At 38.2% G+C, this 25914-nt stretch carries 23 protein-coding genes; 11 read left to right on the top strand and 12 right to left on the bottom strand.

Going from position 1 to position 25914, the window contains the following annotated elements; translation table 11 throughout:
- Nucleotides 1-33 precede the first annotated feature (33 nt).
- Nucleotides 34-816, top strand: coding sequence for a DNA-binding transcriptional regulator KdgR (gene kdgR / locus DD649_RS13470; RefSeq protein WP_294107708.1), 783 nt, complete (start codon nucleotides 34-36; stop codon nucleotides 814-816).
- 61 nt (nucleotides 817-877) lie between these two features.
- On the opposite strand, the gene DD649_RS13465 is transcribed toward kdgR, so the two are convergent.
- Nucleotides 878-1795: a chitinase gene (locus DD649_RS13465; RefSeq protein ID WP_294107706.1), complete on the bottom strand. Its 918-nt coding sequence runs from the start codon at nucleotides 1793-1795 to the stop codon at nucleotides 878-880.
- Between the two features lie 304 nt (nucleotides 1796-2099).
- Here DD649_RS13465 and DD649_RS13460 point away from each other — a divergent pair, with 304 nt between their 5' ends.
- Nucleotides 2100-2459: a hypothetical protein gene (locus DD649_RS13460; RefSeq protein WP_336430842.1), complete on the top strand. Its 360-nt coding sequence runs from the start codon at nucleotides 2100-2102 to the stop codon at nucleotides 2457-2459.
- A gap of 89 nt (nucleotides 2460-2548) precedes the next feature.
- Here DD649_RS13460 and DD649_RS13455 read toward each other — a convergent pair whose 3' ends face one another.
- Both DD649_RS13455 and cutA read right to left on the bottom strand, forming a co-directional pair.
- Nucleotides 2549-2890 carry a carboxymuconolactone decarboxylase family protein gene (locus tag DD649_RS13455; RefSeq protein WP_294107702.1) on the bottom strand — a complete coding sequence of 114 codons (342 nt, stop codon included), beginning with the start codon at nucleotides 2888-2890 and terminating at the stop codon, nucleotides 2549-2551.
- Between the two features lie 387 nt (nucleotides 2891-3277).
- Nucleotides 3278-3625 (bottom strand): divalent-cation tolerance protein CutA, encoded by a 348-nt coding sequence (gene cutA, locus DD649_RS13450; RefSeq protein WP_336430841.1) that lies wholly within the window; start codon nucleotides 3623-3625, stop codon nucleotides 3278-3280.
- A 699-nt stretch (nucleotides 3626-4324) separates the two neighbouring features.
- Between cutA and DD649_RS13445 the strand changes: the two genes are divergently transcribed.
- From DD649_RS13445 to DD649_RS13430, 3 genes are all read left to right on the top strand, one after another.
- On the top strand, nucleotides 4325-5797 hold the full coding sequence (locus tag DD649_RS13445) for a DASS family sodium-coupled anion symporter (protein WP_294107700.1): 1473 nt from the start codon (nucleotides 4325-4327) through the stop codon (nucleotides 5795-5797).
- A gap of 796 nt (nucleotides 5798-6593) precedes the next feature.
- On the top strand, nucleotides 6594-7466 hold the full coding sequence (locus tag DD649_RS13435) for a DMT family transporter (protein ID WP_294107697.1): 873 nt from the start codon (nucleotides 6594-6596) through the stop codon (nucleotides 7464-7466).
- 242 nt (nucleotides 7467-7708) lie between these two features.
- Complete coding sequence (locus DD649_RS13430; RefSeq protein WP_294107695.1) at nucleotides 7709-8041, top strand: hypothetical protein; 333 nt, start codon at nucleotides 7709-7711, stop codon at nucleotides 8039-8041.
- A gap of 90 nt (nucleotides 8042-8131) precedes the next feature.
- Here the strand turns inward: DD649_RS13430 and DD649_RS13425 are convergent, their stop codons facing one another.
- Nucleotides 8132-9223 (bottom strand): NADH:flavin oxidoreductase/NADH oxidase, encoded by a 1092-nt coding sequence (locus tag DD649_RS13425; RefSeq protein WP_294107693.1) that lies wholly within the window; start codon nucleotides 9221-9223, stop codon nucleotides 8132-8134.
- Between the two features lie 597 nt (nucleotides 9224-9820).
- Between DD649_RS13425 and DD649_RS13420 the strand changes: the two genes are divergently transcribed.
- The 4 genes from DD649_RS13420 (at nucleotide 9821) to DD649_RS13405 (ending at nucleotide 14413) form a co-directional block, all read left to right on the top strand.
- Nucleotides 9821-11137: a citrate:proton symporter gene (locus tag DD649_RS13420; RefSeq protein WP_294107691.1), complete on the top strand. Its 1317-nt coding sequence runs from the start codon at nucleotides 9821-9823 to the stop codon at nucleotides 11135-11137.
- A 392-nt stretch (nucleotides 11138-11529) separates the two neighbouring features.
- Nucleotides 11530-12348 (top strand): VanW family protein, encoded by an 819-nt coding sequence (locus DD649_RS13415; protein WP_294107689.1) that lies wholly within the window; start codon nucleotides 11530-11532, stop codon nucleotides 12346-12348.
- Between the two features lie 224 nt (nucleotides 12349-12572).
- Nucleotides 12573-13280: an RNA ligase family protein gene (locus DD649_RS13410; protein WP_294107687.1), complete on the top strand. Its 708-nt coding sequence runs from the start codon at nucleotides 12573-12575 to the stop codon at nucleotides 13278-13280.
- The gene (locus DD649_RS13405) at nucleotides 13280-14413 is read left to right on the top strand and encodes an AAA family ATPase (RefSeq protein WP_294107686.1); all 1134 of its coding nucleotides are present in this window, start codon (nucleotides 13280-13282) and stop codon (nucleotides 14411-14413) included. Before DD649_RS13410 ends, DD649_RS13405 begins: the two co-directional genes overlap by 1 nt.
- A 119-nt stretch (nucleotides 14414-14532) precedes the next feature.
- Here the strand turns inward: DD649_RS13405 and DD649_RS13400 are convergent, their stop codons facing one another.
- The 8 genes from DD649_RS13400 to citC all read right to left on the bottom strand — a co-directional run bounded on the left by DD649_RS13400 (nucleotide 14533) and on the right by citC (nucleotide 23084).
- Nucleotides 14533-15591 carry a 4-oxalomesaconate tautomerase gene (locus tag DD649_RS13400; protein ID WP_294107685.1) on the bottom strand — a complete coding sequence of 353 codons (1059 nt, stop codon included), beginning with the start codon at nucleotides 15589-15591 and terminating at the stop codon, nucleotides 14533-14535.
- Nucleotides 15592-16087: 496 nt separating this feature from the next.
- Nucleotides 16088-17521 (bottom strand): anion permease, encoded by a 1434-nt coding sequence (locus DD649_RS13395; RefSeq protein ID WP_294107683.1) that lies wholly within the window; start codon nucleotides 17519-17521, stop codon nucleotides 16088-16090.
- 304 nt (nucleotides 17522-17825) lie between these two features.
- Nucleotides 17826-18752, bottom strand: coding sequence for a triphosphoribosyl-dephospho-CoA synthase CitG (citG, locus tag DD649_RS13390; RefSeq protein ID WP_294107681.1), 927 nt, complete (start codon nucleotides 18750-18752; stop codon nucleotides 17826-17828).
- On the bottom strand, nucleotides 18733-19278 hold the full coding sequence (gene citX, locus DD649_RS13385; RefSeq protein ID WP_336430840.1) for a citrate lyase holo-[acyl-carrier protein] synthase: 546 nt from the start codon (nucleotides 19276-19278) through the stop codon (nucleotides 18733-18735). The genes citG and citX overlap by 20 nt, the downstream gene beginning before the upstream one ends.
- A gap of 3 nt (nucleotides 19279-19281) precedes the next feature.
- The gene (gene citF / locus DD649_RS13380; RefSeq protein WP_294107677.1) at nucleotides 19282-20808 is read right to left on the bottom strand and encodes a citrate lyase subunit alpha; all 1527 of its coding nucleotides are present in this window, start codon (nucleotides 20806-20808) and stop codon (nucleotides 19282-19284) included.
- Between the two features lie 10 nt (nucleotides 20809-20818).
- Nucleotides 20819-21715, bottom strand: a complete 897-nt coding sequence (gene citE, locus DD649_RS13375) for a citrate (pro-3S)-lyase subunit beta (protein ID WP_336430839.1) — start codon at nucleotides 21713-21715, stop codon at nucleotides 20819-20821.
- Nucleotides 21715-22011: a citrate lyase acyl carrier protein gene (gene citD, locus DD649_RS13370; protein ID WP_294107675.1), complete on the bottom strand. Its 297-nt coding sequence runs from the start codon at nucleotides 22009-22011 to the stop codon at nucleotides 21715-21717. The genes citE and citD overlap by 1 nt, the downstream gene beginning before the upstream one ends.
- Complete coding sequence (gene citC / locus DD649_RS13365) at nucleotides 22011-23084, bottom strand: [citrate (pro-3S)-lyase] ligase (RefSeq protein WP_294107673.1); 1074 nt, start codon at nucleotides 23082-23084, stop codon at nucleotides 22011-22013. The genes citD and citC overlap by 1 nt, the downstream gene beginning before the upstream one ends.
- A 367-nt stretch (nucleotides 23085-23451) precedes the next feature.
- Here citC and dpiB point away from each other — a divergent pair, with 367 nt between their 5' ends.
- A complete protein-coding gene (gene dpiB, locus DD649_RS13360; protein WP_294107672.1) occupies nucleotides 23452-25089 on the top strand; it encodes a sensor histidine kinase DpiB in 1638 nt (545 codons plus the stop codon).
- Entirely contained in the window at nucleotides 25082-25765 is a 684-nt protein-coding gene (dpiA, locus tag DD649_RS13355; RefSeq protein WP_294107671.1) for a two-component response regulator DpiA, read from the top strand. Before dpiB ends, dpiA begins: the two co-directional genes overlap by 8 nt.
- Nucleotides 25766-25914 lie beyond the last annotated feature (149 nt).

Below are 25914 nucleotides of genomic sequence, written 5' to 3'. Positions count from 1 at the left end.
CGATTTCTTATCAATAGTGGATGAATAGTAGATATGGATAAAACAATTCAAACGGATGCGGTGTCTGCGGTCGTTAAGGTATTTAGTATTCTCAGTGCGCTAGGCGAACAAAAAGAAATCGGCGTGTCTGAATTATCGCAACGTTTGTTGATGTCTAAAGCGACAACTTTTCGTTTTTTACAAACCATGAAACAGCTCGGTTATGTGACGCAAGAAGGGGAAGCTGATAAATATTCGTTAACGTTAAAATTATTCGAACTTGGTGCTAAGTCTCTCGAATATGTTGATTTAATTGAAATCGCAGACAAAGAAATGCGTGCGATAAGCTTAGAAACCCATGAGGCGGTACATCTCGGCGCATTAGATGAAAATGCAATTATTTATATTCATAAAATAGACTCTAACTATAATTTACGTATGTATTCACGGGTTGGTAGGCGTAACCCTTTGTATTGCACTGCAATTGGTAAAATACTGTTAGCGTGGAAAAGTGAAGATGCTATTCGTCATGCATTAAAAGATGAGTCATTTGTTAAAAAAACACAGACGACGCTGCTGAGTATTGACCAATTGCTGGCGGAGTTGGCATCGGTACGTGAATTGCATTATGCACAAGATAGAGAAGAGCAAGAATTAGGTTTGCGCTGTATTGCAGTGCCAGTATATGACCGTTTAGGTCACGTGATTGCAGGGTTATCGATATCATTTCCAACGATCCGTTTTGATGAATTGCAAATTGACCATTATGTGACGTTATTAAAAACTGCCGGTCGAAACGTGTCTGAGAAAATGGGTTTTCATCATTATCCATCATAGGTAGAGCGGCCTATTATAGATGAGCACAAAACTATTTTTGTACTCATTGGTGTATTAATAATTAATTGAGTGCCTGTGTGAAACGCTCAGAATACTCGAAATCTTCTGTTTGCTCTGGATTACCTGAGCTTGTTGCTTCAGGATAGGGACTAGCACCCGGCATATCTCGGGTAAGACTCCACATTGAGAGTAAATTGACGCCAGTGGTTTTAGCAAAATCACTCAGAATATTGACATCATCAAAAGTAAACATCGTTAGATCATCATTCAAGCCAATCATTGGCGTAATTTGGACCAAATTAAATAGCTCACTGTCTGATAGTGTCGGGTAAAAGGTTTCTAATTGATTTTTGATACTGATTGCCGCTTGAATGGCCGCTTTACCTAAATCTGGGTAATTAGGGTTATAATAATCCATTGCCATTCCATTGATTTTCATGACTAAACCTGCATCAATCGATTTTTTAACTAGTGCAAGTCCGGTACTTGTTAGGCCTGTCGGCATAGTGGGTAAAGTGAGGCTTAGCGTTATTTCGGGATTTCTTTCTATGATAACCGCTAATGCATTGAAAGCTTTATCTTCATCATAAAGTCCATTTTCAAAGTCATAATCTAAATGAGACGCTTGTAATATATCGATTGCTTGTTGATATGTTGCGATTAATTGCTCAGGTGTTTGTACTAGTGAAACATCTTTATTTGCTGCGCCACCAAAAGAGACCGCTACTTTAACCTTACCTGCAACTAATTCATCACTCATCGGTGTCGCCCATGAAATTGGCATACTCGCTTGAGCTGACCAAGCAGCATTGTTGTTAGGATCTGCGGTTAAAAAACCAAGATACAGAATATCCATTCCATACTTTATTGCTGCTTGGCTGTACTCGGGGTTAGGTCTTCCATTTGGATAATTTTGCCAGTCATCCCAAATTGCATTTACGCTGACATCAATATAGGGGCCAAATTGTGTTTTGTGCATTAGGTATTCCTTCGCTGTGGTGATCAATTAAAATAAATAATGTCGTAAAGGCATATTTAGCGTGATCACTTTGAAGGAAAAAAGACAGAGGGTACAAGGTTAAAAAATAGCAGTGTGCAATTTTTAAGTTTACACTTTTTGCTTATGGAAAAAGAATAATCTCATCAATCAATTGATTGTATAGTTATTTATTAATAACAAGTTGAATGATAAGCTTTTTATATATTTATTTTTAATTTTTAATAGCATTGAATTATCAGATGCCTATAATGCCAACTTATATCCAAAGTTTGGAGGTATCTATATGTTTAGAAAGATTATTTTTCTTATCTTTTTTGGTTTTTCTTTTTGCGGTTTTGCCGCCGATTATTCATACCATGAAAAGCCACCCGTTGACCGTCAGTATGCAGAAATCGGTCAAAATCGTGAAGAAGTACAGGCAAAAAAACAATTTGTTTTTGATCCAAACAAGAAAATCGCGCAAGAGGATAGAAGCTATCAGGATTTATTGGCACAAAGAGATTCAGATGAAAAATCGATATTGAATAAGTTTACGTTGTGCGATATTAATCCCAAGAGTGCCGGCTGCCCTAATTCACCAGCGTGGATAGATGAGCCACAACAACTGAAACATATGATGGAACAAGCGAAAATACCGCACTGATCTGATATTGCGCAGGATGCGTAGGTAAAAAGAAACTAAGCGGATATAAACAAGAGAAGTATTAGCTTCTCTTGTTTGTGACCGTTGAGTTATTTTGTTAAAAATTCTTTATATGCGCTGATTGTTTCTGCGGCGTACATAACAGAAGGACCACCGCCCATAAAGATAGCGACACCAAGAGCTTCAGATAATTCTTGCTCTGTCACGCCTAAATCAACTAATGTTTTCGTGTGAAAACCAATACAGCCATCGCAGCGGTTTGCAACAGCGATACCAATGGCAATCAATTCTTTGGTTTTTTTATCCAAGGCGCCATCTTGAGTGCCCGCAGTAACAAGGCCAGAAAATTGCTTCATGACATCTGGAATATGCTTGCCCAATTCATTTAAATTACCGGAAATATTGCTGGTTATATCTTTAAATTTAGTCATTTTTATATCCTATAAGCCGTTTATCAATAAAAAAAACCTCACTAACAATATACTTTTTAATATAATGTTTTTGTATAATTTATCAAGGTAATATATTAAAAAATTAGATTATAGAGTTAATGGCTTTTTATTTTTATGCTATTGAAATATTCCATTACCTGAAATAAGCGCTTTCGTTAATATCAGAGTTTAGTTCTGAAGGTGTGAAAAATAAGCAAAAAAAACCCTCCAAAATAAGAGGAGGGGAAATAAATAAAAATATAAAGCGAGGCTATCTGTATAACATTAAATTATTATAAACCATAGCCGACCAGTTAGTTTAAATTGTAAACTCATAATAGAGGTAATTTGATTGTCAAAAAATAATATTAAAATCATATGGATATGTCATTTTATGGAGTTTATTAGCCATTGTAAATAATTATCTTCTACTTGGTTTTGGTCTAAGCGGATCAATTCGGGTACTGTATATGGGTGAATTTCTTTAATCATCTCAAATAACTTAATTTGATTAGTTTGCATTGTTTTAATGAGTAATAATATCTCCTTATTTTGAGTGATTTTTTCCTTCCAAAGATATAACGAAATTATCTCCGGTAATAATGATACACATGCTGCAAGGCGGTTGTTTAGCAAAGATTGTGTTATTTTCATCGCGCTCTCATAGCTATTTGTTGTACATAAAATAATACAGGGTTGTTGGTTAGTCATAATATGAGTGTCATTTAGTGTCATTTTTATTTCCTTAATAGTAGTAGTCTTATTTGGAATAAATACACTGTAATGTTAGATTAAATACAACTGGAATGTTTAAATATTAAAAATAGATATCAATATAAAATCTAATTAATATTTAGTGTTGTTATTATATCAATTGAAAATAAAACTCATAGTCGTTGTATTTATTGTGGTGACTATTTTGAATTGGTTGTTATTTGTTCGGTTTGAGCTTGCTATTTGACCTTTTGTATCGGCTTTATTGGATTTAAATATTTACTATGTATATCTAATTTATTAAGTCATTTTTATATTTACTTTCATTTACTCGATTCAGCCTACAGATTTAGGGATGTAGATATAATTTAGTTTGTTTTTTTTGTATATTAAGATTGACGCCAACAGAATGATTTATCTTAATTTAAACTCTCAATAACTCTTTTACTCAACTTGCGGGTGAGGAGTTGTTTTAATAACTAAATATATTTGTATTGTGTTTAGTAATAAGTCATGTGTTTGCGTACTAAATAAAAAACATTTACTCAAAGTATGAATTACACTCTGTTACAAAAATAGTTACTTTTTATCCTAAACAAAGTAACTCACTGATAACGATCAAGGTTTATATAGGATGGTTTGTTAACATGGTGATAAAGATAAGAATATATAACTGTTTTTTCTCTGTTACTCCATCTTATAACTTGTATGGATACCCTAATGAATAAATTGACGCCGTTAAAACCTATACCTACCTTAATAGCCTTAGCTATCACTTTAATTATTTGGTTTATTATTCCTGTTCCTGAAGGGGTTAATCCGAATGCTTGGCATTTGTTGGCTTTATTTGTTGGAACTATTGCAGCCATAATTGGGAAAGCATTGCCGATTGGTGGTGTATCAATTGTGGCTATTTCTCTGGTCGCAATTACAGGTGTAACTAATCCTGAATCAACTAAAGGGGCAATTGCTGATGCATTAAGCGGCTTTTCTAATGATTTAATTTGGTTAATTGGTATTTCAATCATGGTTTCGATGAGTTTGAATAAGACTGGATTAGGCGCAAGGATTGGATATTATGTTATTTCATTATTTGGTAAAAAAACCTTAGGAATTGCGTATTCGTTAGCAATTGCAGAAACAATATTAGCTCCAGTTACACCAAGTAATACTGCTCGTGGTGGGGGAATTATTCACCCTATTATGCGCTCGATTTCAGATAGTTTTGGCTCAAAGGCTGATGATGGCACAGCGGGGAAAATTGGGCGTTATCTTTCTTTAGTTAACTATAATATTAATCCTATTACCTCTGCGATGTTTATTACTGCGACTGCGCCAAATCCATTAATAGTCAGTCTGATTATTAGTGAAACAAGTCAGGGGAATGAATTGACTTGGGCTATGTGGGCAATCGCAGCTTTTGTTCCTGCGATTGTGTCATTAATTTTAATGCCTCTTATTATTTATGCAATGTATAAGCCTGAAATTACCTCAACGCCAAACGCACCCGATTTTGCAAAGGAACGTTTACAGCAATTAGGTCCTATCTCCTTACCTGAAATAATTACTTTAGCAGTATTTGGACTATTGCTATTAATGTGGGCAGGGGTACCGGCTATGTTATTTGGCCCAGCGTTCAGTGTTAATGCGACCACTGCTGCATTTGTTGGTTTAAGTATTTTATTGGCAACTGGCGTCATCAATTGGGATGATGTTCTTAAAAATAAAGGTGCTTGGGACACTGTCGTATGGTTTTCCGCATTGGTTATGATGGCGAGTTTCTTAGGTAAATTAGGCCTAATTAAATGGATGTCATTATCGGTTGGTAATTCAATTGATAGTATGGGAATTAGTTGGGTATGGGGCACGCTAATATTGGTGCTTATCTATGTTTATTCTCATTATTTCTTTGCGAGTACCACTGCGCATATTACCGCTATGTTTGCTGCATTTTTTGCGGCTGGTTTAGCGCTTGGCGCACCGCCAATGTTATTAGCTTTAATTTTGGCATTTTCTTCATCTCTTATGATGTCCTTGACCCATTATGGTACAGGTACGGCACCCATTATTTTTGGTTCGGGTTATGCCACTTTAGGCGAATGGTGGAAAGCTGGTTTTGTGATGAGTGTGGTGAACTTAATTATTTGGATTAGTTTAGGAAGTCTTTGGTGGAAATTTCTTGGTTATTGGTAACTGCTTGCAGATAAAAACTGACTAATAACAAGTCAAAACAATAGCTATAAATCGTAAAGAGGATTTTCATTAACATCAGCCGGTTTTTCAACTAGCCGGCTGATTATTGATGTTAGAATCAAAAACTATGGTTTAGTTTTGAACATCGCTACAAAAAACAGCTTTTGCCAAATAGCTTCTGGTTTTTACCCTTTTTGCTTGCTAGTAATAGAGTATTAAAATGATAAATATTTAATGAGTACTATGATGGCGCACACAATACTCGAAATGACCATAATATTACGCCACTCAATTACTTTTTGCGATCTCATTGCATGCCGCCATAATATATTAATTTCATCAACATGAGCATACTTTCGAGTACGGATGGTTGACTTAATTTGTCTGACCAGAGAGATATCAGACTGTGTTTGATTGGTATTGGTCATTATAGCTACCTACCTTTGAAATAACGATTAATTCAAATACTAAGCTTTCTAATTGATAGACTTAGCTGTTATGTCATGATTATCTCAGGATAGAAAAAAAGAAAAATTGACCAGCTTATAAGTGGATATCCTCCTTTATCACTTGAAAAAGTATTTCTTAACGAAAAGGAGGGATGAATTCGCTGAATGAAAGTAAAAGTATCGCTGTTAAGAGGAAATTACCTTCATTTAAAGGTCTTATTTATCGAATTTTAGTTATAAATTTTTTTATGTTGTTCATGGGGAATAAAGACCAAAATATGATTGGTTTACCAACGAAAGCCAGTATGATGAAAGCTATTAAGCAGTAAAAATATTTAGAGGAAAAAATGTACTCACAAAGAAAAGCAGAATTATTCTTAGTGCTGACAACTATGATTGCCGCTTGGGGGTGGGTTTTTTCTCGTGAAGCTGTACAAGGAATGCCAATATTTGCTTTTTTAGGAACGCGATTTTTACTTGCTGCAATTATTTTATTACCGTTTTGTCGGGGTAAAGCAAATAAAGTTAGCCGCAAACAACTGCCTAAAATTGTGATGACGGGCGGTTGGATGGCACTAAATCTCGTATTATGGATCCATGCAGTTGCTATTACAGATTCATTAGGGGAAGGGGCTTTTATTATGAGCCTTGCTATGCTTTTTGTTCCTTTAGTGGCTTGGGTTATTCTTAAAAGCAAGCCAAGCCGATATTTTTGGGAAGCTTTACCTGTTGCGATTTTAGGGTTGGCGTGTCTAACTCTTTTTAAGGCTCAATTAGAATTTAAAGCTAGTCAATTATGGTTTCTTGGTGCAGCTATTGTTCAGGCGATTTATTTTTGCTACACCAGTTTATATACTCGCAGTGTCCCTATTCTACCTTTGACTGCGATGCAACTTGCCTGTACTGGAGTTGTTGGTTTAGTGTTATCGGCATTTTTAGAACAATGGCCTACAAATTTAACGACTCCTACAATTATGTGGTTTATTGCTAGTGTCGTTATAGCAACAAGCTTACGTTTTGTTTTGCAACTTATTGGCCAAAAAAATACGACTGCGGCTAATGCCGCAATTATTATGATTTTAGAGCCCGTGATGACTGTATTTGTAGCTGCTATTTGGTATCACGAAAGAATGCCATTTATTCAGATTGTTGGCTGTATTCTTATATTATTGGCCCTTTTTTATTATCGCTGGCGTTCTTTTAATTCATCGTCTAAATAAGATGAGTTTGAAAAATAAGTGACAGGTAGCAGATTTTTTATATTAAAGACGCTATTATTAATAACATGGCATTGTGGTAGGGATATTAATCTTAATATGATGTTTTTATTTTAGATATTAAGATTAATGGTATTTCAAACATAATAAATCCCCTAAATAATTTGAGTTGTAGTGAGTAAAACGTGGTTTTTCACTTCACTGCTTAGTGACAACTTGAAGCATAAAGGGAGAATAGGCGTAAAATGAAAAAAATTGCACTAGTATTGGGTATGGCAGGTTTAATGGCAGGTTTAATGACAGTTTTATCCGCATGTTCAGATGAAAAGTCAGAAATTGCAGAGTATAAAACCAACTTTGTAAACACTTGCGTTGTTGCATCAGGTAACCCACAAGGTGAAACTGCTAACGCTGTGACCGCAATCTGTGGTTGTGCCTATGATAAAACCATTGAAAAATATGGCTTAAAAGAATTTAAACGTATGGATAGTGAGTTGGCTAAATCAGGTACTGCGGTTCCGGAATTTCAACAGTCTATGATTGAATTTGTTCAACAGTGTTCACAAAATTCACGTTAATAGAATTAAATACTTGAATATTTAATTCTTAAATTAGTTCAATTTAAACCGCAGCTTGCACTATTGAAAGGCTGCGGTTTTTATTTGCAGTTATTTAAATAAATTTTTAAATTGATGAGGAGCGCTACGTAAATATTGTGGTGCGACTTCAATTTGTTGATTGAGTACGGTTGCCGCACGCCATGGCCAGCGAGGCTCAAATAATATTCCTCGACCAATTGCGATAAAGTCGGCTTGGTGTGTGGCAATAATGGCTTCAGCTTGAAGAGGTTCGGTAATTAAACCGACCGCAATTACGGGCATCATGGTTTGCTCATGAATAGCTTGCGCTAGAGGTACTTGGTAATTAGGGCTTAATGGTATTTTTTGTTTGTCACAAAGACCACCAGAGGATACATGAACATAATCACAACCTAATTCTTCAAGTGATGTACTTAGCTCAATTGATTCAGGAACATCCCAGCCACCGTCAATCCAGTCTGTTGCTGAAATACGCACACCCACGGCAATATTAGGATCAATGGCTTCTCTTATTTCCTGATATACATCAAGTAATAAACGGCTACGGTTTACAAAGCTACCGCCATATTCATCTTGTCGCTTATTGGATATTGGTGATAAGAATTCATGCAATAAATATCCATGGGCTGCATGGATTTCGATTACATCAAATCCTGCTTGTTCTGCACGTTTAGCTGCGTCCACAAATTGTTGTTTTACTTCTAAGATTTCATCGACACTTAGTTCACGAGGAGGATGATTCTGTGCGAAAGAAAGCGCTGTAGGGGAAACTGTTTGCCAGCCATTTTTATCTGTAGCACTTAAGCTTTTGCCGCCAAACCAAGGTAAGTCGGTCGATGCTTTTCTACCTGCGTGAGCAATTTGGATACCAAGGCGTGTATCTGAAAACTGTTTGATACCCGTTAGCATCTTTTGCATCTCAGTCATTTGTTGATCGTTCCATATTCCTAAATCTTTATAGGTAATACGACCAGCAGGTGTGATCGCACTGGCTTCCACGATGACTAGCGCAGCTCCTGATAACGCTAAGTTCATGTAGTGTGCATGATGCCAAGCAGTTGGCATTCCCTCGTCCGCAGAATATTGGCACATAGGGGGAATAATAATTCTATTTTTTAATAATACCTGACCAACAGACGCCGAGGAAAAAAGGTGACTCATTGTGTATTCCTTATCTGTAGATTTTAATAATCTCTTAAGTATACAAATTTTGATGAGTTTTTTTTGTGAGAAGGTGTGATATTTGATAGTTATTGTCTTTTTTCACTGAGTAGCAGATAAAAAATGCAAGTAGTTAAGTCTAAATTTGAGAAAAATAGCAAAAAGTATAATTTTCTGTGTGTTGTTATCGTATATCATGCATTTTAGCTAAAATAAAATAGAAAAAATAAAATAATGTAGATAGTAATATTAAACAGGCACTGATAATCCAAGTATTAATAATTAAAATAATAATAACCAAATCTAAATGGTGCTAATAATCACTAATGGTTTTAATGGCGCTAATAGTATTTTAAACTGATTTTTTATTTTAAAGGGTGATTTAAGTAATTGTAAATGACATGTTGCCATCGCAAAAAAATAAATTTCATCTTGCATGATTGTTGATAGGTTTATATAAGAAGAAATTGATATTTAACGAAAATAGAGTTTTACGATTTTAGTGTCCTGATGTCTAAAAGTAAGACATGTTGGATGTAAGTACTATTTTTAAAATCAATTCACCTGAAAAATATAATTCTAATAAGGAAGATAAATGTGTTGACGATTATTGGTATTTTAATCATTGTATCGATTGTGACTTTATTAATGATGGGGAAAGCAAGCCCTATTATTGCAATGTCTTGTATTCCATTTATCGGTGCCTTAGCCGCCGGTTATTCAATTCCAGAAATTTCCGTTTTCTTTGAGAGCGGTATTAATAAAGTTTCAAAAGTGGCAGCCATGTTTCTATTTGCCATTTTATTCTTCAGTTTAATGAAAGACCTTCATATTTTTGATCCACTGATCCGTATCATGGTTAAAATGACTCGAGGAAATGTCATTGTTGTTTGCATCATGACAACTTTGATTGCTGGGGTTGTACATTTAGATGGTTCGGGTGCGGCAACTTTTCTTATTATTATCCCAGCATTACTTCCGTTATATCGCCAGTTGGGTATGAGCCCTTATTTGATGCTGTTATTGATGTGCGCCAGTATGGGGATCATGAATATGGTGCCGTGGGGAGGCCCGCTAGGTCGAGCTTCTGCGGTAACAGGGATTGACGCATCCGTGCTGTGGCAGGGATTAATTCCGGTTCAAATTATTGGAATGGCTGGCGCAGTGGGGTTTGCTGCGATAATGGGAATACGAGAGAAAAGGCGGATTGCTGCCGCGGCGCAAAAAGGAACAACACCGTATCAAATGGATTCATTATTACCGCTCAGTGATGAAACAGCTGATTTGACCGATGTTATTCACAAACCTAAAAAACCACTGATTAATGGTGGTCTGATCATTGCTTCAGTTATCTGTTTAGCATTTGGATTATTATCAGCGCCTTATGTATTTATGATAGCGTTATCGATCGCGCTGTTAGTTAACTACCCTAATCCTAAAGACCAAATGAAAGTGCTATCGCAACATGCTCCGCAAGCCCTAGGAATGGTGGCAATCATTTTAGCCGCAGGGGCATTTTTAGGTATTCTATCTGACGGTGGAATGCTTAAATCTATCGCAACGGATTTAACGGCAATCTTACCTACTGAATGGATTTCAAAAATTCATATTTTCGTCGGTATACTCGGCGTCCCGATGGATATTTTCACCAGTACAGATGCCTATTATTTCGCACTGCTACCGATTATTCAGCAAATCGCGGCAACAGCAGGGGTGGACCCATCAGCGGTCGTATATGCCATGGCAATAGGCAATAACGCAGGGACATTTGTAAGCCCATTTTCTCCTGCAGCGTGGTTAGCAATGGGACTAGCAGGAATTGATATGGGAAGGCATTTGCGTTATTCGTTTGGATGGATTTGGGTGTTCAGCTTTTTTACACTGGCTGTTGGTGCTTTCCTCGGCCTCTACTAATTTGCTCGTTGTCTTTCAAACCGCAGCGTTGTTGGCTGCGGTTTTTCACCCTAGTCACATAGTTACTCGTTTTTGCTCGTTGTCTTTCAAACCGCAGCGTTGTTGGCTGCGGTCTTTCACCCTAGTCACATAGTTACCTATGCTCCCAGGGATGAAATCACTTGCCGCCTAGCTGCAATTTGAAATTCTTAGAGCAAAGATGGGAAAATTCAAAATTCAAAATTCAAAATTCAAAATAGGAGGATAGTAGGACAAACGTAATCGGCTAATTGCTAAGATGAATAATGTTTATCGGATAATTGATATTTTGATTGTTGGTTAAGTGTGGGATTATTCAGGGATTAGAGAGATGCAGATAATCTGTAACTTACCATCACTGATAAGGATGTTTCATGCGCCGGCCGTTATCGACATATCACCCAATACTTTATTGGCTACGGGTTCGGCAAAAACGATTTGTTCGCAGGTTACATTGGACATTTTCAACTAGGCAATATGCCCGAAAACGAGATGCACAGCGCTTGGAATATCGCTATAACAAGCACACGTCTAAACTTATTCGTAAATTGGGTAACTCAGATTTAAAACTTCAACATAATAAAGTGATTAACCTACGGATTGCTTCTGATGCAATGAATGGCATTGTTATTAGGCCGAAGGAATATTTCTCTTTTTGCCGCTTAGTGGGTAAGCCAAGTGCAAAACGAGGTTTTGTTGAAGGAATGGAATTGTCATTTGGTGAAGCGCGATCAGGTATTGGCGGCGGAATTTGTCAGCTTAGTAATTTAATTCACTGGATGATATTACATTCACCATTACAAGTGGTTGAGCGGGCAAATCATAGTTTTGATCCTTTCCCCGATGAAGGGCGGGTACTGCCATTTGGCTCAGGAGCCGCTATCTTCTATAACTATATTGATTTGGTTTTTTACAATCCAACTGAAACGACATTTCAACTGATTTTTAATATAGCAGAGCATCAACTTGAAGGTGAATTATTGTGCTCAGCACCTCGCGGTGTTAAATATCATATTCATCAGCAAAATCATAAATTCACACGAAAAAATGGTGTGGTTTATCGTCATAATGAAATTTGGCAAAAAGTGACGACAAAAGGGCAGGAACCCACTACGTTGCAAGATAAGTGCTTATATCGCAATAAGGTAGTTGTAAAATATCCTCTTGATGACAGTCAAATTAGTACTGAATAGATTGAAACGAATGTCAAATTAGGAATAAATTGATAGCCTTTCTCTTGACTATTGGTCTAAAATCTTCTCGATTTATTATTTCTTACTGTTTTTATTAAAAAACAAGCTTAAAGAGGCCGTAGCTCGGAACCAATATGTAATACCAACACTTGATTTCTCAATAATTCAACAAGCAAATCTTGCATAAGGTTTGTTGTTATTCCTATTTATGTAGAGAAAGCATAATGAATATGCAATCAAGAAAGTATGGTAGAACGTATCACTATCCGTTCTCACCCGGTACCACTAGTGACGATCGTATTAATCACGATTGGTGGTCACACATCCAAAATATTGAACAACTTGTTCATACTGAAAAACTTGATGGTGAAAATAATTGTCTGAATCGTCATGGCGTTTTTGCACGCTCTCATGGAGCACCTACGCAATCAGCGTGGAGTCAACAAATTCGCCAACGGTGGCAATTAATTAAAAACGATTTAGCGGATATTGAGCTATTTGGCGAAAACCTGTATGCGATACATTCCATTGAATATCAACATATTGAAGATTATTTCTATGTGTTTGCCGTTAGGCAGGGTAACTATTGGTTAAGCTGGGAAGAAGTGAAATTTTACGCAGCATTATTTGATTTTCCTACGGTACCACAGCTTACGCTTTCAATTGATAAACAGTTAGGCAAGCAAGAATACACAGGCTTATTAATGGATGCGGCATCATTAGATAGCCAATTCATTGCTAAAGATACTCATACAGGGAAAGCTTGTAGCATGGAAGGTATCGTTACTCGTGATAGCCAAGGCTTTCACGTGGATAATTTTATACAACATATCTTTAAATATGTACGCAAAAACCATGTGAAAACAGATATTCACTGGAAACGCAATTGGCAGCGTGCGCCACTTGCGTTTGAACGCCAAGGAGGTCACTAATGACTTGGCAATTAATGGATAAACCTAGCTGGTTACACCTTGAGGCACAATTTGATTTTGTTCGTGATATGCAAGCTGTACCTCAAGATAGCCAACATCATGCGGAAGGTAATGTGGCTATTCATACCCAAATGGTATTAGCGGCCTTAGTGAATTTACCTGAATATCAACAGCTTCCATTATTACAGCAAAATATTGTTTGGGCAGCGGCATTATTACACGATGTAGAAAAACGCAGTACAACACGAGAAGATGAAAATGGGCGCATTATCTCTCCTGGACACGCTAAAAAAGGGGAGTTATCCGCGAGAAACATTCTTTTTCGACAAGCAGAAACACCATTTGCTATTCGTGAGAAAATTGCGGCACTTGTACGTTTTCATGGTTTACCATTATGGTTAATGGAAAAACCGGATCCAGAGCGGACATTATTTGCCGCCTCGTTACGCGTTGAAATGTCACTTTTATGTCTGTTAGCGAAAGCGGATGCGATTGGTCGAATATGTGAAGATCAGGGCGAGTTACTTTCCCGTATTGAGCTATTTGAACTTTTTTGTCGTGAAAACGGCTGCTGGGATCAACCAAAACAATTTGCTTCGTTAGCAGGACGTTTTAGTTATTTTCATTATCAACGTGGCACAACGGATTACGCACCTTTTGAAGAGCAAGGCAGTGAAGTGATTATGTTATGTGGCTTGCCAGGGATGGGTAAAGATCATTTTATTCAGAAATTTTATCCGCAAACTTCAATGGTATGCCTTGATGATATTCGGCGGACACACAAAATAAGTCCTACAGATAAAAACGCGCAAGGATGGGTAGCTCAGCAAGGGAAGGATCAGGCAAAAATATTGTTGCGCGATAAACAAGATTTTATCTGGAATGCAACCTCATTAAGCGCTTCTTTAAGAGAACGAATGGTGAGTTTGTTTGCTCGTTATCAAGCAAAAATCCATTTGGTGTATCTTGAAGTACCTTACAAACAGTGGATGCAGCAAAATCGTCAGCGACAATATGCGGTACCTGATAATGCTATTGCACGAATGGCGGGTAAGCTCGAAGTACCAACGCCAGATGAAGCTCATCAGGTTTCGTATTATATTAATGGAAAATTCGTTACTTTATTTGAATAACAATAATGAATTGCTGAATTATTTGGCGAGTAGAGTGAATCGAGTATAGAAAAGTGAGAATAGCCTGTCTTGAATCTATTGAATAAGAGAAAATAGACAGGCTATTTATTGGTAATAATTTAAGGCACAAACACATCACCAACAAGCAATTTTCGAGCTGTTCTGATAATAGAAGCTTGTACCCCTTCAGGGAAATGTCCTTTTTGAGTCAGAGATACCTCAAATTTACCGCTTAAATGTTCTATTGATATATTTTTTGTATCAACAGCCTTGATATCAATATATTGCTGAATAATGCTGTCCGGTAATAGTACTCCCATAGCAATGGCAATCGCGCCTGTAACCGCCAATGCGCCATGGCATTTATGAGGCATGAAATAACGCACATTAATGGTGCCACCATTGATGGCGGGAGAAACTAAAATCGGTTTTGGGATCACTTTTTTACTGACATCACCGAGACCCATCGCAATGCCAGCTTGCAATCGAATACTTTCAACTTGCTGCATAAATGCTTTGTCTGCTTCAAGCTCAGCGGCAGTTTCATATCCGGTTTTATTTAACTGAGGGGCATCAATTAAAACGACAGGAACGGCCATATCAATACAACTCACATCGATACCATCAATAGAATCAATGACGTTACCAGTGGGTAATAATTTACCTGTTTTTGAGCCACAAGCATTTAGAAATGTTAGCGCTATTGGCGCAGAGCGACCAGGTACACCGGCAATCTCAGTCTCACCATCATATCGAACTTTACCATCAGGGGTTTGAACAGTGGAATGAACAAAAGTATCAGTATTTATATTGCGAATTCGAACCGTTGTTAAATCACCTGAAGTAGAAACTAAGCCTTGTTCAATAGCGAAAGGCCCAACAGCACACAGCATATTACCGCAATTAGGCGCTGTATCGACAATACGCTCAGTAACCGCCACCTGTGCAAATAGATAATCAACATCAGCATCAGGATGAGTTGACTGACTAATAATCGCCACTTTACTTGTTTGCGGGCTACCACCGCCAATACCGTCAATTTGTAACGGATGGCCAGAACCCATAATGGCTAAAATAAGCTCATCACGTTCTGTAATATTATTAGGTAAAGAGTCAGCGAGTAGGAAGACGCCTTTTGAGGTGCCGCCGCGCATTAAGGTGCAAGGAATTTTTTTCATAGTGTCCTTATTACTCTTCATATTTCAAGCTGTGGCGTTGTTGGCTGCGCTTGCTAACCCTAGTCACATACTTATGTATGCTCCTAGGAATTAGCGTCACTTGCCGCCTCGCCACAACTCGAACTATTTTGAGTAGGTTACTTATTCTATTTCAAGCTGTGNNGTTGGCTGCGCTTGCTAACCCTAAGTCACATACTTATGTATGCTCCTAGGGATTAGCGTCACTTGCCGCCTAGCCACAACTCGAACTATTTTGAGTAGGCTACTTATTCTATTTCAAGCTGTGNNNNGTTGGCTGCGCTTGCTAACCCTAGTCACTTGCCGCCTAGCCACAACTCGAACTATTTTGAGTAGGTTACTTATTCTATTTCAAGCTGTGGCGTTAATTTTGAAAGTAATAATCGCTTAGCAAGAAATAATACTGTATTTAAATGGGGTACAATTTTTACATTGCACCCCATTAGGAATATTTAGTGGGTAATTAAATGCGAAGGCATTAAATCAAGCCTGTATTGATTAGAATTTCCCACCAACCCAAGCCGATAGTCATATGCACTAACAAACTTAAGAAAGCGATGATCCCACCAATAATCCACCAAGAACGAATATCGTTATAACCTGCACCGAATACGATTGGAGCAGCAGCGCCTCCGTAATGGGTTAAGCTACCGCCATAGGCATTGGAGAATAATAAGCCTAGTGCTAACAGCATCGGAGGTGCACCTGCAACCATACCTACGGTAGCAAATACAGGTACCATTGCGGCGACATATGCACCGCCAGAGGCGAATAGGTAACGTATCGCGACACTGATAAACATAATGACAAAGAACGCCAGCATGGTTTGATCGCCAAAGGAAAGGTGTTGTCCCATGACATCAGCTAGCCATTTGAAAAAGCCTGCTTTAGTCAAAACACCGGACATTCCGATGATACCGCCATACCAAATCAGCGTATTCCAGCCACCTTTATTTTTTAATACGTCATCCCAAGTGACAACACCAAGAATTAGCGTTAATGCCATGACACCGATAGCCACGCTTGAGGCGCTAACGCCGACTTTATCTGCAAATATCCAGCCTGCTAGTGCAATAATAAAGATAAGAGCAAGCAGCTTTTCACGGATAGTCATTGGGCCTAAGTCACTAAGACCTTTTGCGGCGATTTCTTTGTTATTGACCTTTTTTAACTCAGGTGGATAGAGTTTATAAATAATCAATGGTGTTAAAATAAGCATGATTAAGCCAGGTACTGATGCCGCTAAAGCCCAGCCGCCCCAACTTAAGTGAATACCCATAATGTCCGTCATCATAGCCAATGCTAAAGCATTCGGTGCCATTGCTGTTAAAAACATATAGCTGGTGGTTTTCGTCACCATATAAACGTTAACTAACAAGTAATGACCTGCTTTGCGGGGGCTTTTTTCAGGATCTGAGCCAAGCGCTACCGCCACACTATTAATGATAGGAAAAACAATCCCACCCGCACGAGCTGTATTTGACGGTGTTGCTGGCGCTATGATTAAGTCAAGTAAAGCTGTGACATATCCTAGTCCTAGAGTTGTTCCGCCTAATTTACCAATGAGGATATAGGAGAGTCTTTTACCAAGGCCTGTAATAACAAACGCAGCACTCAGTGTAAATGCAGCAAATACCAACCATGTGGTACCGGATGCATAACCACTTAATACTTCACCCGCTTTAACTTCTTTGGTACCGGTTACGCCAATAATAATGGCACTAGCAGCGATAGTTGCTAACAAAATAACTGGTTCTGAATAAGGTTTTAATACCAGCCCAACAATTGCGGCAAGGTAAAGACCAAATAACAGCCAAGCAATATGAGGCAATCCTGCTGGTGTCGGTATTAAGGCGATAATTATTGGAATTGCTATTAGGAGCAATAGTTTCCATATCTTATCTTTTTGCATAGGCCAATTTCCTTGATTTATATACCGGTCAACTTTTAAATACTAGGAAGCAGCTTTAGTTGCTGTTTTCTACTCATTTAAATTGTTTAGGGTATAAACTTTTAATATTATGAATTTGTTAAACTGCATATCCGGGATATAGCTGTATCTTGAATAGAGATAATATTTTTAATGTTTATCATCTTTATTCGAGTTTTTCGGATATGTCATAAATTCTTTAAAACAATAATCGGCAATAAATTTAAATATAATTTTGATGTCTATTTTTATAACGGGTTCTATCGATTTATTTATTATCCCTGTGTTAATTAATGTTTAAATTATTGGTTGTGTTTGATCTATTTTGATAAATCTCAGAACACGGTAGTCGGGCAAAAAACCAAGTCAAAATTAATAAATCGGCACTGCCGCCGGGACTGAGATTTTTATTAATACATTGTTGGTCAAACTGTTTTATTTTTACTAAATCTGCGGGTTGATTAATCCCTGTTTGTAGTAGTTGAGCTGCTTGTTGTTTTATCCACGCTAAACCTTGCATACCGCCACGATTGGCAATATTGGTATCGTCATTAATTTTCATTAGTAAAATTAGCGTGTTTAATAAGGCAATATTTTGTGTTTTACCTAATGCAAGTTGCTGTAAATAATAAGGAAGTGAATGGTTAATCACTAATTGATAGCCGCCCTCAGCTTCACCTCTTGCTCCAGTTAACCCAAAATGCTGATATAAACGTTGTCCAGCAGTAGGTTTATCGGCGGGTTGTTTTAATTCAGTACAAATACCGTGGCACATAGCCGCAACTAATTGACAAATCGCGTCGGGAGAAACCCTTTGTTGTAAAGCGAGTAACCTACCAATTGCCGTCAGCACTAATCCGAGTGAAAAAATCGTGCCCTTATGAGTATTGACACCTTGAGTTGCACGGAACATTGATTTTTCACAATCTATACCGATAGTTCTAATTTTAGGTAGGACTTGCTCGATAGTTAAATCTTTGTAATTAGCGCCTGCTTGTAAAAATTGTGGAAAATGTTTTGCAATCGCTTTGGCGCTTAAATGAAAATCAGTGAGCGCCATATCTTTGTGCGCCCCGGTGTTGTGCTTGTCCACCAGTCCCGGTTTTGGGGTTAAATTCACTTCAGCTAACATGGCTTGCCAGCCGAGCAGGCTATAATGGTGAATGATATCTTCATTGAGCGTATTAGACTGTTCAATAAGTTGTAGGCGCATTGGCTAACTCCTCGATTCGATTCAGGATTTCGCTTAGCGGATGTGTGCGTAAACGAGCACACACTTTGGCTTCATTATCACAAATTAAACAGCTTCTTGAGGTTTGATTTAATTGACTACGTGAATACTGCTGTCCTTGTGCATCAAAAACATCAAAATCCCATAGTCTGCCGATGGGTGATAACTCTTCCGCTTCAATTAAGGCTTTTTTGACGAGATTTGCGTCTGCATCAACAGCAACAAAACATTCAGGACCTGTTTTTAAAGCAAAAGATTGTTGTGATAAAAGTACCCACTGCCTGCATAAAGCAACTTGTTTAAGCGCATTTAACCCTTGATTAAAGATGTGTCTAACCAAATGACTGTCTTTGACAGCCCCCGGGAAAACAACGGTAAATGAAATCAAGGTTACCTGGTGGAGACCAATCCATTGCTGCTGGCGAGCTTGACGGGTATCACGACTCGCCAGCAAATCAGGTAAAGAAATTTCAAATTGCTCTTTAGTATCAGGCAGTGGGCAAAACATGAACTACTCCTTAATTTGATGTACAACATCAATAACAGAGCCATCGCGATAACGGACAACTGCGACAACTTTATCTGTAAATTCAATTGGATTAGGTTCACCAGTGAGTAATTGAGCCCGTTCACGCAGCCAACTCATTGAAACAGTTTTAATACCTTGGCTTTCAAGTTGTTGCTTCAATTCAGGGCGAGCAGGGTTAACAGTGATACCATGGTCAGTGACTAAAATATCGATGCTCGAACCTGGTGTGACACAAGTGATAACTTCATCGACTAAGGTTGGAATACGACCACGTACTAAAGGTGCAACAATAATGGAAAGTTTCGCGGCAACTGCCGTATCACTGTGACCACCAGATGCACCACGGATCACGCCGTCAGAGCCAGTTAACACATTGACGTTAAAGCGAGTATCAATTTCCAACGCACTTAATATCACCACATCTAGCATATCAACCGAGGCTCCTTTGGAGTCAAAGCAGGCATATTGATTGGCGCTAATTTCAATGTGATTAGGATTACGCACTAGCGATTCAGCGGCTGCACGGTCAAAACTTTGCACGTCTAATAATTTGCGAATAAGTCCTTTTTCATGCAAATCGACAATTGTTGACGTGATACCACCGAGAGCAAAACCAGCTTGAATATTATGGCGTCTCATTTTGTCTTCGAGGAAGCGCGTTACCGCGAGTGAAGCGCCACCTGTCCCGGTTTGCAGTGAAAAGCCATCTTTGAAATAACCTGATTTTTCAATTACATCTGCCGCAGTACGTGCGATTAACAATTCTCTTGGGTTTGATGTCATACGCGTTGCATCGGCACCAATTTTGTCGGCGTCACCTACACGTTTAACCTTCACTATGTAGTCAACTTCATCTTGTTTAATGCTTGATGGGTTATGGGGATAAGCTAATAACTCTTCTGTTAACATCACCACTTTTTTGGCTGTTTCAGCATCAATTTTAGCGTAACCAAGAGAACCGCAGCTTGCATTGCCAGTGTAACCGTTAGCATTACCGTACTCATCACAAGATGGTACACCGATAAACGCCACATCGATATTTAACTCGCCGTTATGAACTAAGTTGGCACGTCCACCGTGTGAATGGATTTGCACCGGCTCATCAAGTTCTCCGCGAGAAATGGCTTCAGCTAACGGGCCACGAATGCCTGATGTATAGATTTTACGAATAACACCATGGCGAATATGTTCAACAAGCGGTGAGTGGCAACCACTTAATGAGCTAGAGGCTAAAGTTAGGTTGCGAAATCCCATTTCGGCAATCACTTGCATGACCATATTTACCGTGAGATCGCCACCCCTAAACGCATGGTGAAATGAAATTGTCATACCATCTTTAAGGCCTGAGCGACGTATAGCCACTTGCAGGTCATCACAAAGTTTGCGATTTCTTGGTTTTTGAACCTGCTGTTGCACTTTGCCAATATCTTTAAATGCACGCAATAGCTCATCAGTTTTAGGTTCTAAGTAGGCTGATACGCGCGCCTGACGCTGTGTAGTATTTGTCATTTTCTTTGCCTCACTCTTCCCGAATACCTGATAATGCCGCGCGTGATAATACAAGTCGGGCTCTGTCAATAACTGGGCCATCAACCATTTTCCCGTTTAGGGAAACGACGCCTTTGCCTTCGAGGGCAGCGGCATCAGCAGCATCAACAACACGTTGTGCATGGTCGACTTCTTTTTGAGTTGGTGCATAAAGATTATGAAGTAACTCGATTTGTCGTGGATTAATTAATGATTTGCCATCAAAGCCGAGCTGTTTAATGAGCGCGGCTTCTTTGAGGAAACCTTCTTCATTATTGGCATCAGAATAGACAGTATCAAAGGCTTGGATACCGGCTGAACGAGCGGCTTGTAAAATGGCGCACCGAGCATAGAGGAGTTCGATGCCGTCTGGAGACCGCTCGGTGCGCAAATTGCGGACATAGTCCTCGGCACCTAATGCGATGCCAATAAGTCGTGCTGATGAATGGGCGATATTTACAGCTTGAGTGATCCCCATTGGTGATTCTATGGCTGCAAGAAGTCCAGTACTTCCTTCTTCACGGCCACAGCTTTTTTCAATACGTAATATTTCACTTTCAATATCAATGACATCTTGTGCAGTATCAGTTTTTGGTAAGCGAACGATATCAGCACCGCCGCGTACGACAGCTTCGAGATCGGCAACCCCAAAAGCAGAATCAAGAGCGTTAACGCGCACAATCGTTTCTATGTCTTGATATAAAGGGTGTTGAAGTGCATGGTAAACCAAGCGGCGTGCGGTATCTTTTTCACGCAAGGTTACCGAGTCTTCTAGGTCAAACATCAACGCATCAGCTTTATAAATAAAGGAATTACTGAGCATTGCTGCATTTGAACCAGGCACAAATAACATACTTCTGCGTGTGCGTGTTTTTCTTTCTGGAGTCATTATTTGTTCTCCCAAGGCAGATATTCAACGTCACAAGCACGAGCAAGTAAGGCTTCAAGGCGTGCTTTGAGAACACACTCTAATGCGCCTTTATCATCAACTATAATCTGTGCACCTTGGATATTGTGTTGATTAACAAGCTCAAGCACGATGCCATGAATTGCATCACCAAACTGTTTTTCGACGCTACTACTTATTTGAATAGAAACCTCTGGTGTATCTTCTAAAGGTTCTATTCGTACCATGACATCACTTGATTCAAGTGTGCCGGCAACTGCTGCGTGTCGTATTTTCATTATTCACCTATCACTAATTCGGAACTTTCGATGCGGTTTATCGTAGAAGGTACTTGGGAAGCCAACATATCTTGTAAATATTGATAAGTGGCTTCGGGCACAATCGACTTAATCGCCGCAAGATCTTTTTTAGCGAGCAGTCTTCGAACTTGCGAGGCGGAGACCGCCGTGCCATCAATGACCATTCGCTGCAATTCAACGAGTTCAATAGGAGGGAAATTCATCTCTTTCGTTTCAAGCCAAAAGCGCATGTCTTGGTTATATTGATTAGTGACTTGGCAAAAAGGCTCAGAACCTACGAATCTATGGGTAATTCCCAACGCTGGAGCAATATATTGACGAAAAATCTTAATATCGATCTCGGTGTAACAGTTGTTGGCGACGGTTTTATCTTTAATAAAGTAGCAAGGGAATGTGGCACGAGAAATAATATATTCAGATCCTTTATGGATAGTTAAATTCTCTATACCTTTAGTGCCTGCTTCGATAAGATTGAGTCTCACGTTATAAGGAAAGCGTGAGGTATCTTCTTTAACGACAAATAAATGTAGCCAATCACAGGCTTTTGCTGCTTGTTCTATTAAATAACGGTGGCCGAGTGTAAAAGGATTCGCATTCATGACAATAGAGCCAATTCTTTTTCCTGGTTTGCGTTGTTCTTTTAAGCTTTGTAAATAACGTTTTAAGTAACAACAGCTATTTTCCATTAAAACCATGATATTAGGAACGGTGGCTATCGTATGAAATCCACATTGTTGAAATAGGCTTTCATTTTGAAATTTAGTATAAATAAATAAATGTGTAGTATTATTCTCATAAGCGAGATTAACTAATTCAGTCGCTAATTTTAATGCAAGACCTTCACCACGAGCGTCATCGCTAATTGCAACGCATTTAATTACGTTTTTAGCTAGTCCTCCGCAAGCAATTAATTTATCGCTGCGAGTTATGGTAATGAAAACGTCGATACTTGCATCAAGTTCTAAATCGTTTTCCTTTAAAAACTGAGTTATTTCAGCAAGTTTTCTGTTCTCATGACGTTTCACCTGATTAAACGTTATGTTTTCGAACATATTAGTATCCTGCATCTCTTTTAGAGATGTTTTTAAAATGTTGCTAATGTTAAAGTTAATTAAATAAATATTTTTTAAATTTTCTTATAATTAAATTCTAAGTTTTTATTTAATTACCCTTTTCAATATTAATATTAAAGCTACTGTATTTAATATACTTGACCTATTTCATGTTTCTAAAATGAGTTTGTATTTGTTTAATGGTTTTAAAGTTTTTAATTATCTTATATGGGGTTTATTTCGTGGTTTTAATGCGTTTAATTATTAATATGTGTATTATGATTTGGGTGTCAGTTTATTTTCTTGGTTAATCTATCATTTTTGTTTTAACAAAAATTTTACTTTTCAGTCAGTAACGAGATTAAAAATGAAAAAAGAGTATCAGCTTCCTACATTAAAAAAAGTAAACTCGATTTCATTTTCGGTCCGAGTTTTTTTCCTTCTATTAGTCGTCTCGTTATTTTTGACGTTAGGGCTCGGAAAATATTTTACGGATACGGCTGAAAACCGGCTAATGGCAAACATTCGTTCTTTGGCTATGAATCAAGCAAAATTGATTGCATCGATGGATGGCGTGATTGAATCCGTGAAAAAAAGAGATATCCTCCAATTAAAAATCATTGCAGATAAGCTTAATCAAGACTCAGATTATGACTATGTAGTAATTGGCGATGAAAACTCAATGCGTTTATATCACCCTAATAGTTCTAAAGTGGGTTATAAGATGCAATGGAATAAGCCGGGTGCTCTGGAAAATGGTGAAAGTTATTTTATTGGCGGTGAGGGTTCGATTGGTAATGCGATGCGCGCTAAAACTCCTATCTACGATGAAAATGAGAAAGTTATTGGCGTTGTATCGATTGGTTATCTAACCAATAAAATTGATACATCACGTAGTGAATTATTTGTTCAGACCGTTGCGACTTTTTTTGGTGTTTTAGTGATACTGCTATTTTTATCGTGGGCATTTACACGTTTAATTCAGCGTCAGATGCTGGGTATGGAACCCGATCAAATAGCACAGTTAGTCTTAGTTCAAAAAGGTATCTTTGAGGCGGTCTTTGAAGGAATTATTGCGGTTAATTATGATGGCAAGATTATTAATATCAATCATAATGCGAGAAAAATGCTTTCATTGAGTGAGCCGGTAGGGCAACTTATAGGTAAATCTATTTCTGAGCATATTTCACCAGCTGAATTTTTTACGAAAGATATCTCAACTACTAAGCATGATATTTTATGTGAGTTTAATGGATTAAATGTGATTGCTAATCGAATTGCTATTCGTGATGGCGATCAATTAATTGGTGCGGTGATCAGCTTTCGCAGTCAAAACGATATTGAATCATTGAATTCCCAACTGACACAAGTTCGTCAATATGTGGAAAATTTACGAACGCTACGCCATGAACATCTTAATTGGATGTCGACGCTAAGTGGTCTTTTACAAATGAAAGAGTATGACCAAGCTTTAGCGCTGATTAAAGGTGAGTCTGAATCTCAACAGCAATTAATTGATTCGTTGAGAGAGCAATTTTCAGATAAACAAGTGGCCGGCTTATTATTTGGCAAATACCACAGGGCGAAAGAACTTGGTTTACAACTTATTTTTACGCCCGGAAGCCAATTACGTTCATTACCTGATTCATTAAACAGTACCGAATTTTGTGCAATTTTAGGTAACTTACTGGATAACGCATTTGAAGCCAGTTTAAAAATTAATAGTGGTAATAAACAAGTTGAATTATATCTCTCAGATGAAGGACCGAATATTGTGATTGAAGTTGCCGACCAAGGATGTGGCTTTCCTCAAGAAATCCAAAGTAAGTGGTTTGAAAGGGGTATTACGACGAAAAGTGAATCTGAAGATGGCCATGGTATCGGACTTTATTTGGTTTCATCCTACGTGAACAGATGCAACGGTGAGGTTATTATTGAAGAAAATCAACCTCATGGTACAGTGTTCTCTATATTTATTCCGAAAGTGAAGATACAAAATGATTAAGATAAAAATCCTCATTGTGGAAGATGAATTACTTCTTGCAGAAATGCATGCTGAGTATATCAAAGCTTATCCCGCGTGCGACAAGGTTTGGGTAGCAGGAAACCTGGCCGAAGCCAGACGAATGATTGAATATATGAAACCTGATTTAATTTTATTAGACAATTATTTACCTGATGGTAAAGGGATTGATCTCGTTCATGAGTTGATTCAGGAAAGAAATACTGCTGATATTGTCTTTACAACAGCGGCAAGCGATATGGAAACCGTTTCAGAGGCGATCCGTTTAGGCGTCTTTGATTATTTGGTGAAACCTATTGCTTATGAAAGGCTCGGACAAACTTTAGATAGGTTTATACAGCGCCGATCTGTATTACAAACCAAGAGCAAAACAAGCCAAAGTCAAATTGACGATATGTTCAATACCTATGCCCGAGGTGAAGCTAAAGAAGAGCTGCCAACAGGCATTGATGCGCTGACGCTAGATAAAGTACTCGCGCTTTTTACACAAGCAGGGGCACAATACACAGCAGAAACTATCGCAGAAACCATCAAGTTAAGTCGCACAACGGCTAGACGCTACTTAGAGTATTGTTTGGCTCAAAATAAGATTGAAGCCGAGATAGAGTATGGAAAGGTGGGGCGGCCTCAACGCGTTTACCGAAAATCCTCTTCATAGTTTAAATTGTAGGGGTGTTGGCTTCATACGCTAACCCTAGTCACATACTTGTGTATGCTCCTAGGGCTTAGCTTTATTTGCCGCCTACCTACAATCTAAACTATTTAGAGGATTGATTACTATGCTTAACTTAATTTGAAAAGTGTTGG

This window comes from Providencia sp., assembly GCF_003533305.1.
GTDB lineage: Bacteria > Pseudomonadota > Gammaproteobacteria > Enterobacterales > Enterobacteriaceae > Providencia.
Note: the sequence above shows the minus strand (reverse complement) of the source record. Positions and strands in the feature narration are given on the sequence as shown.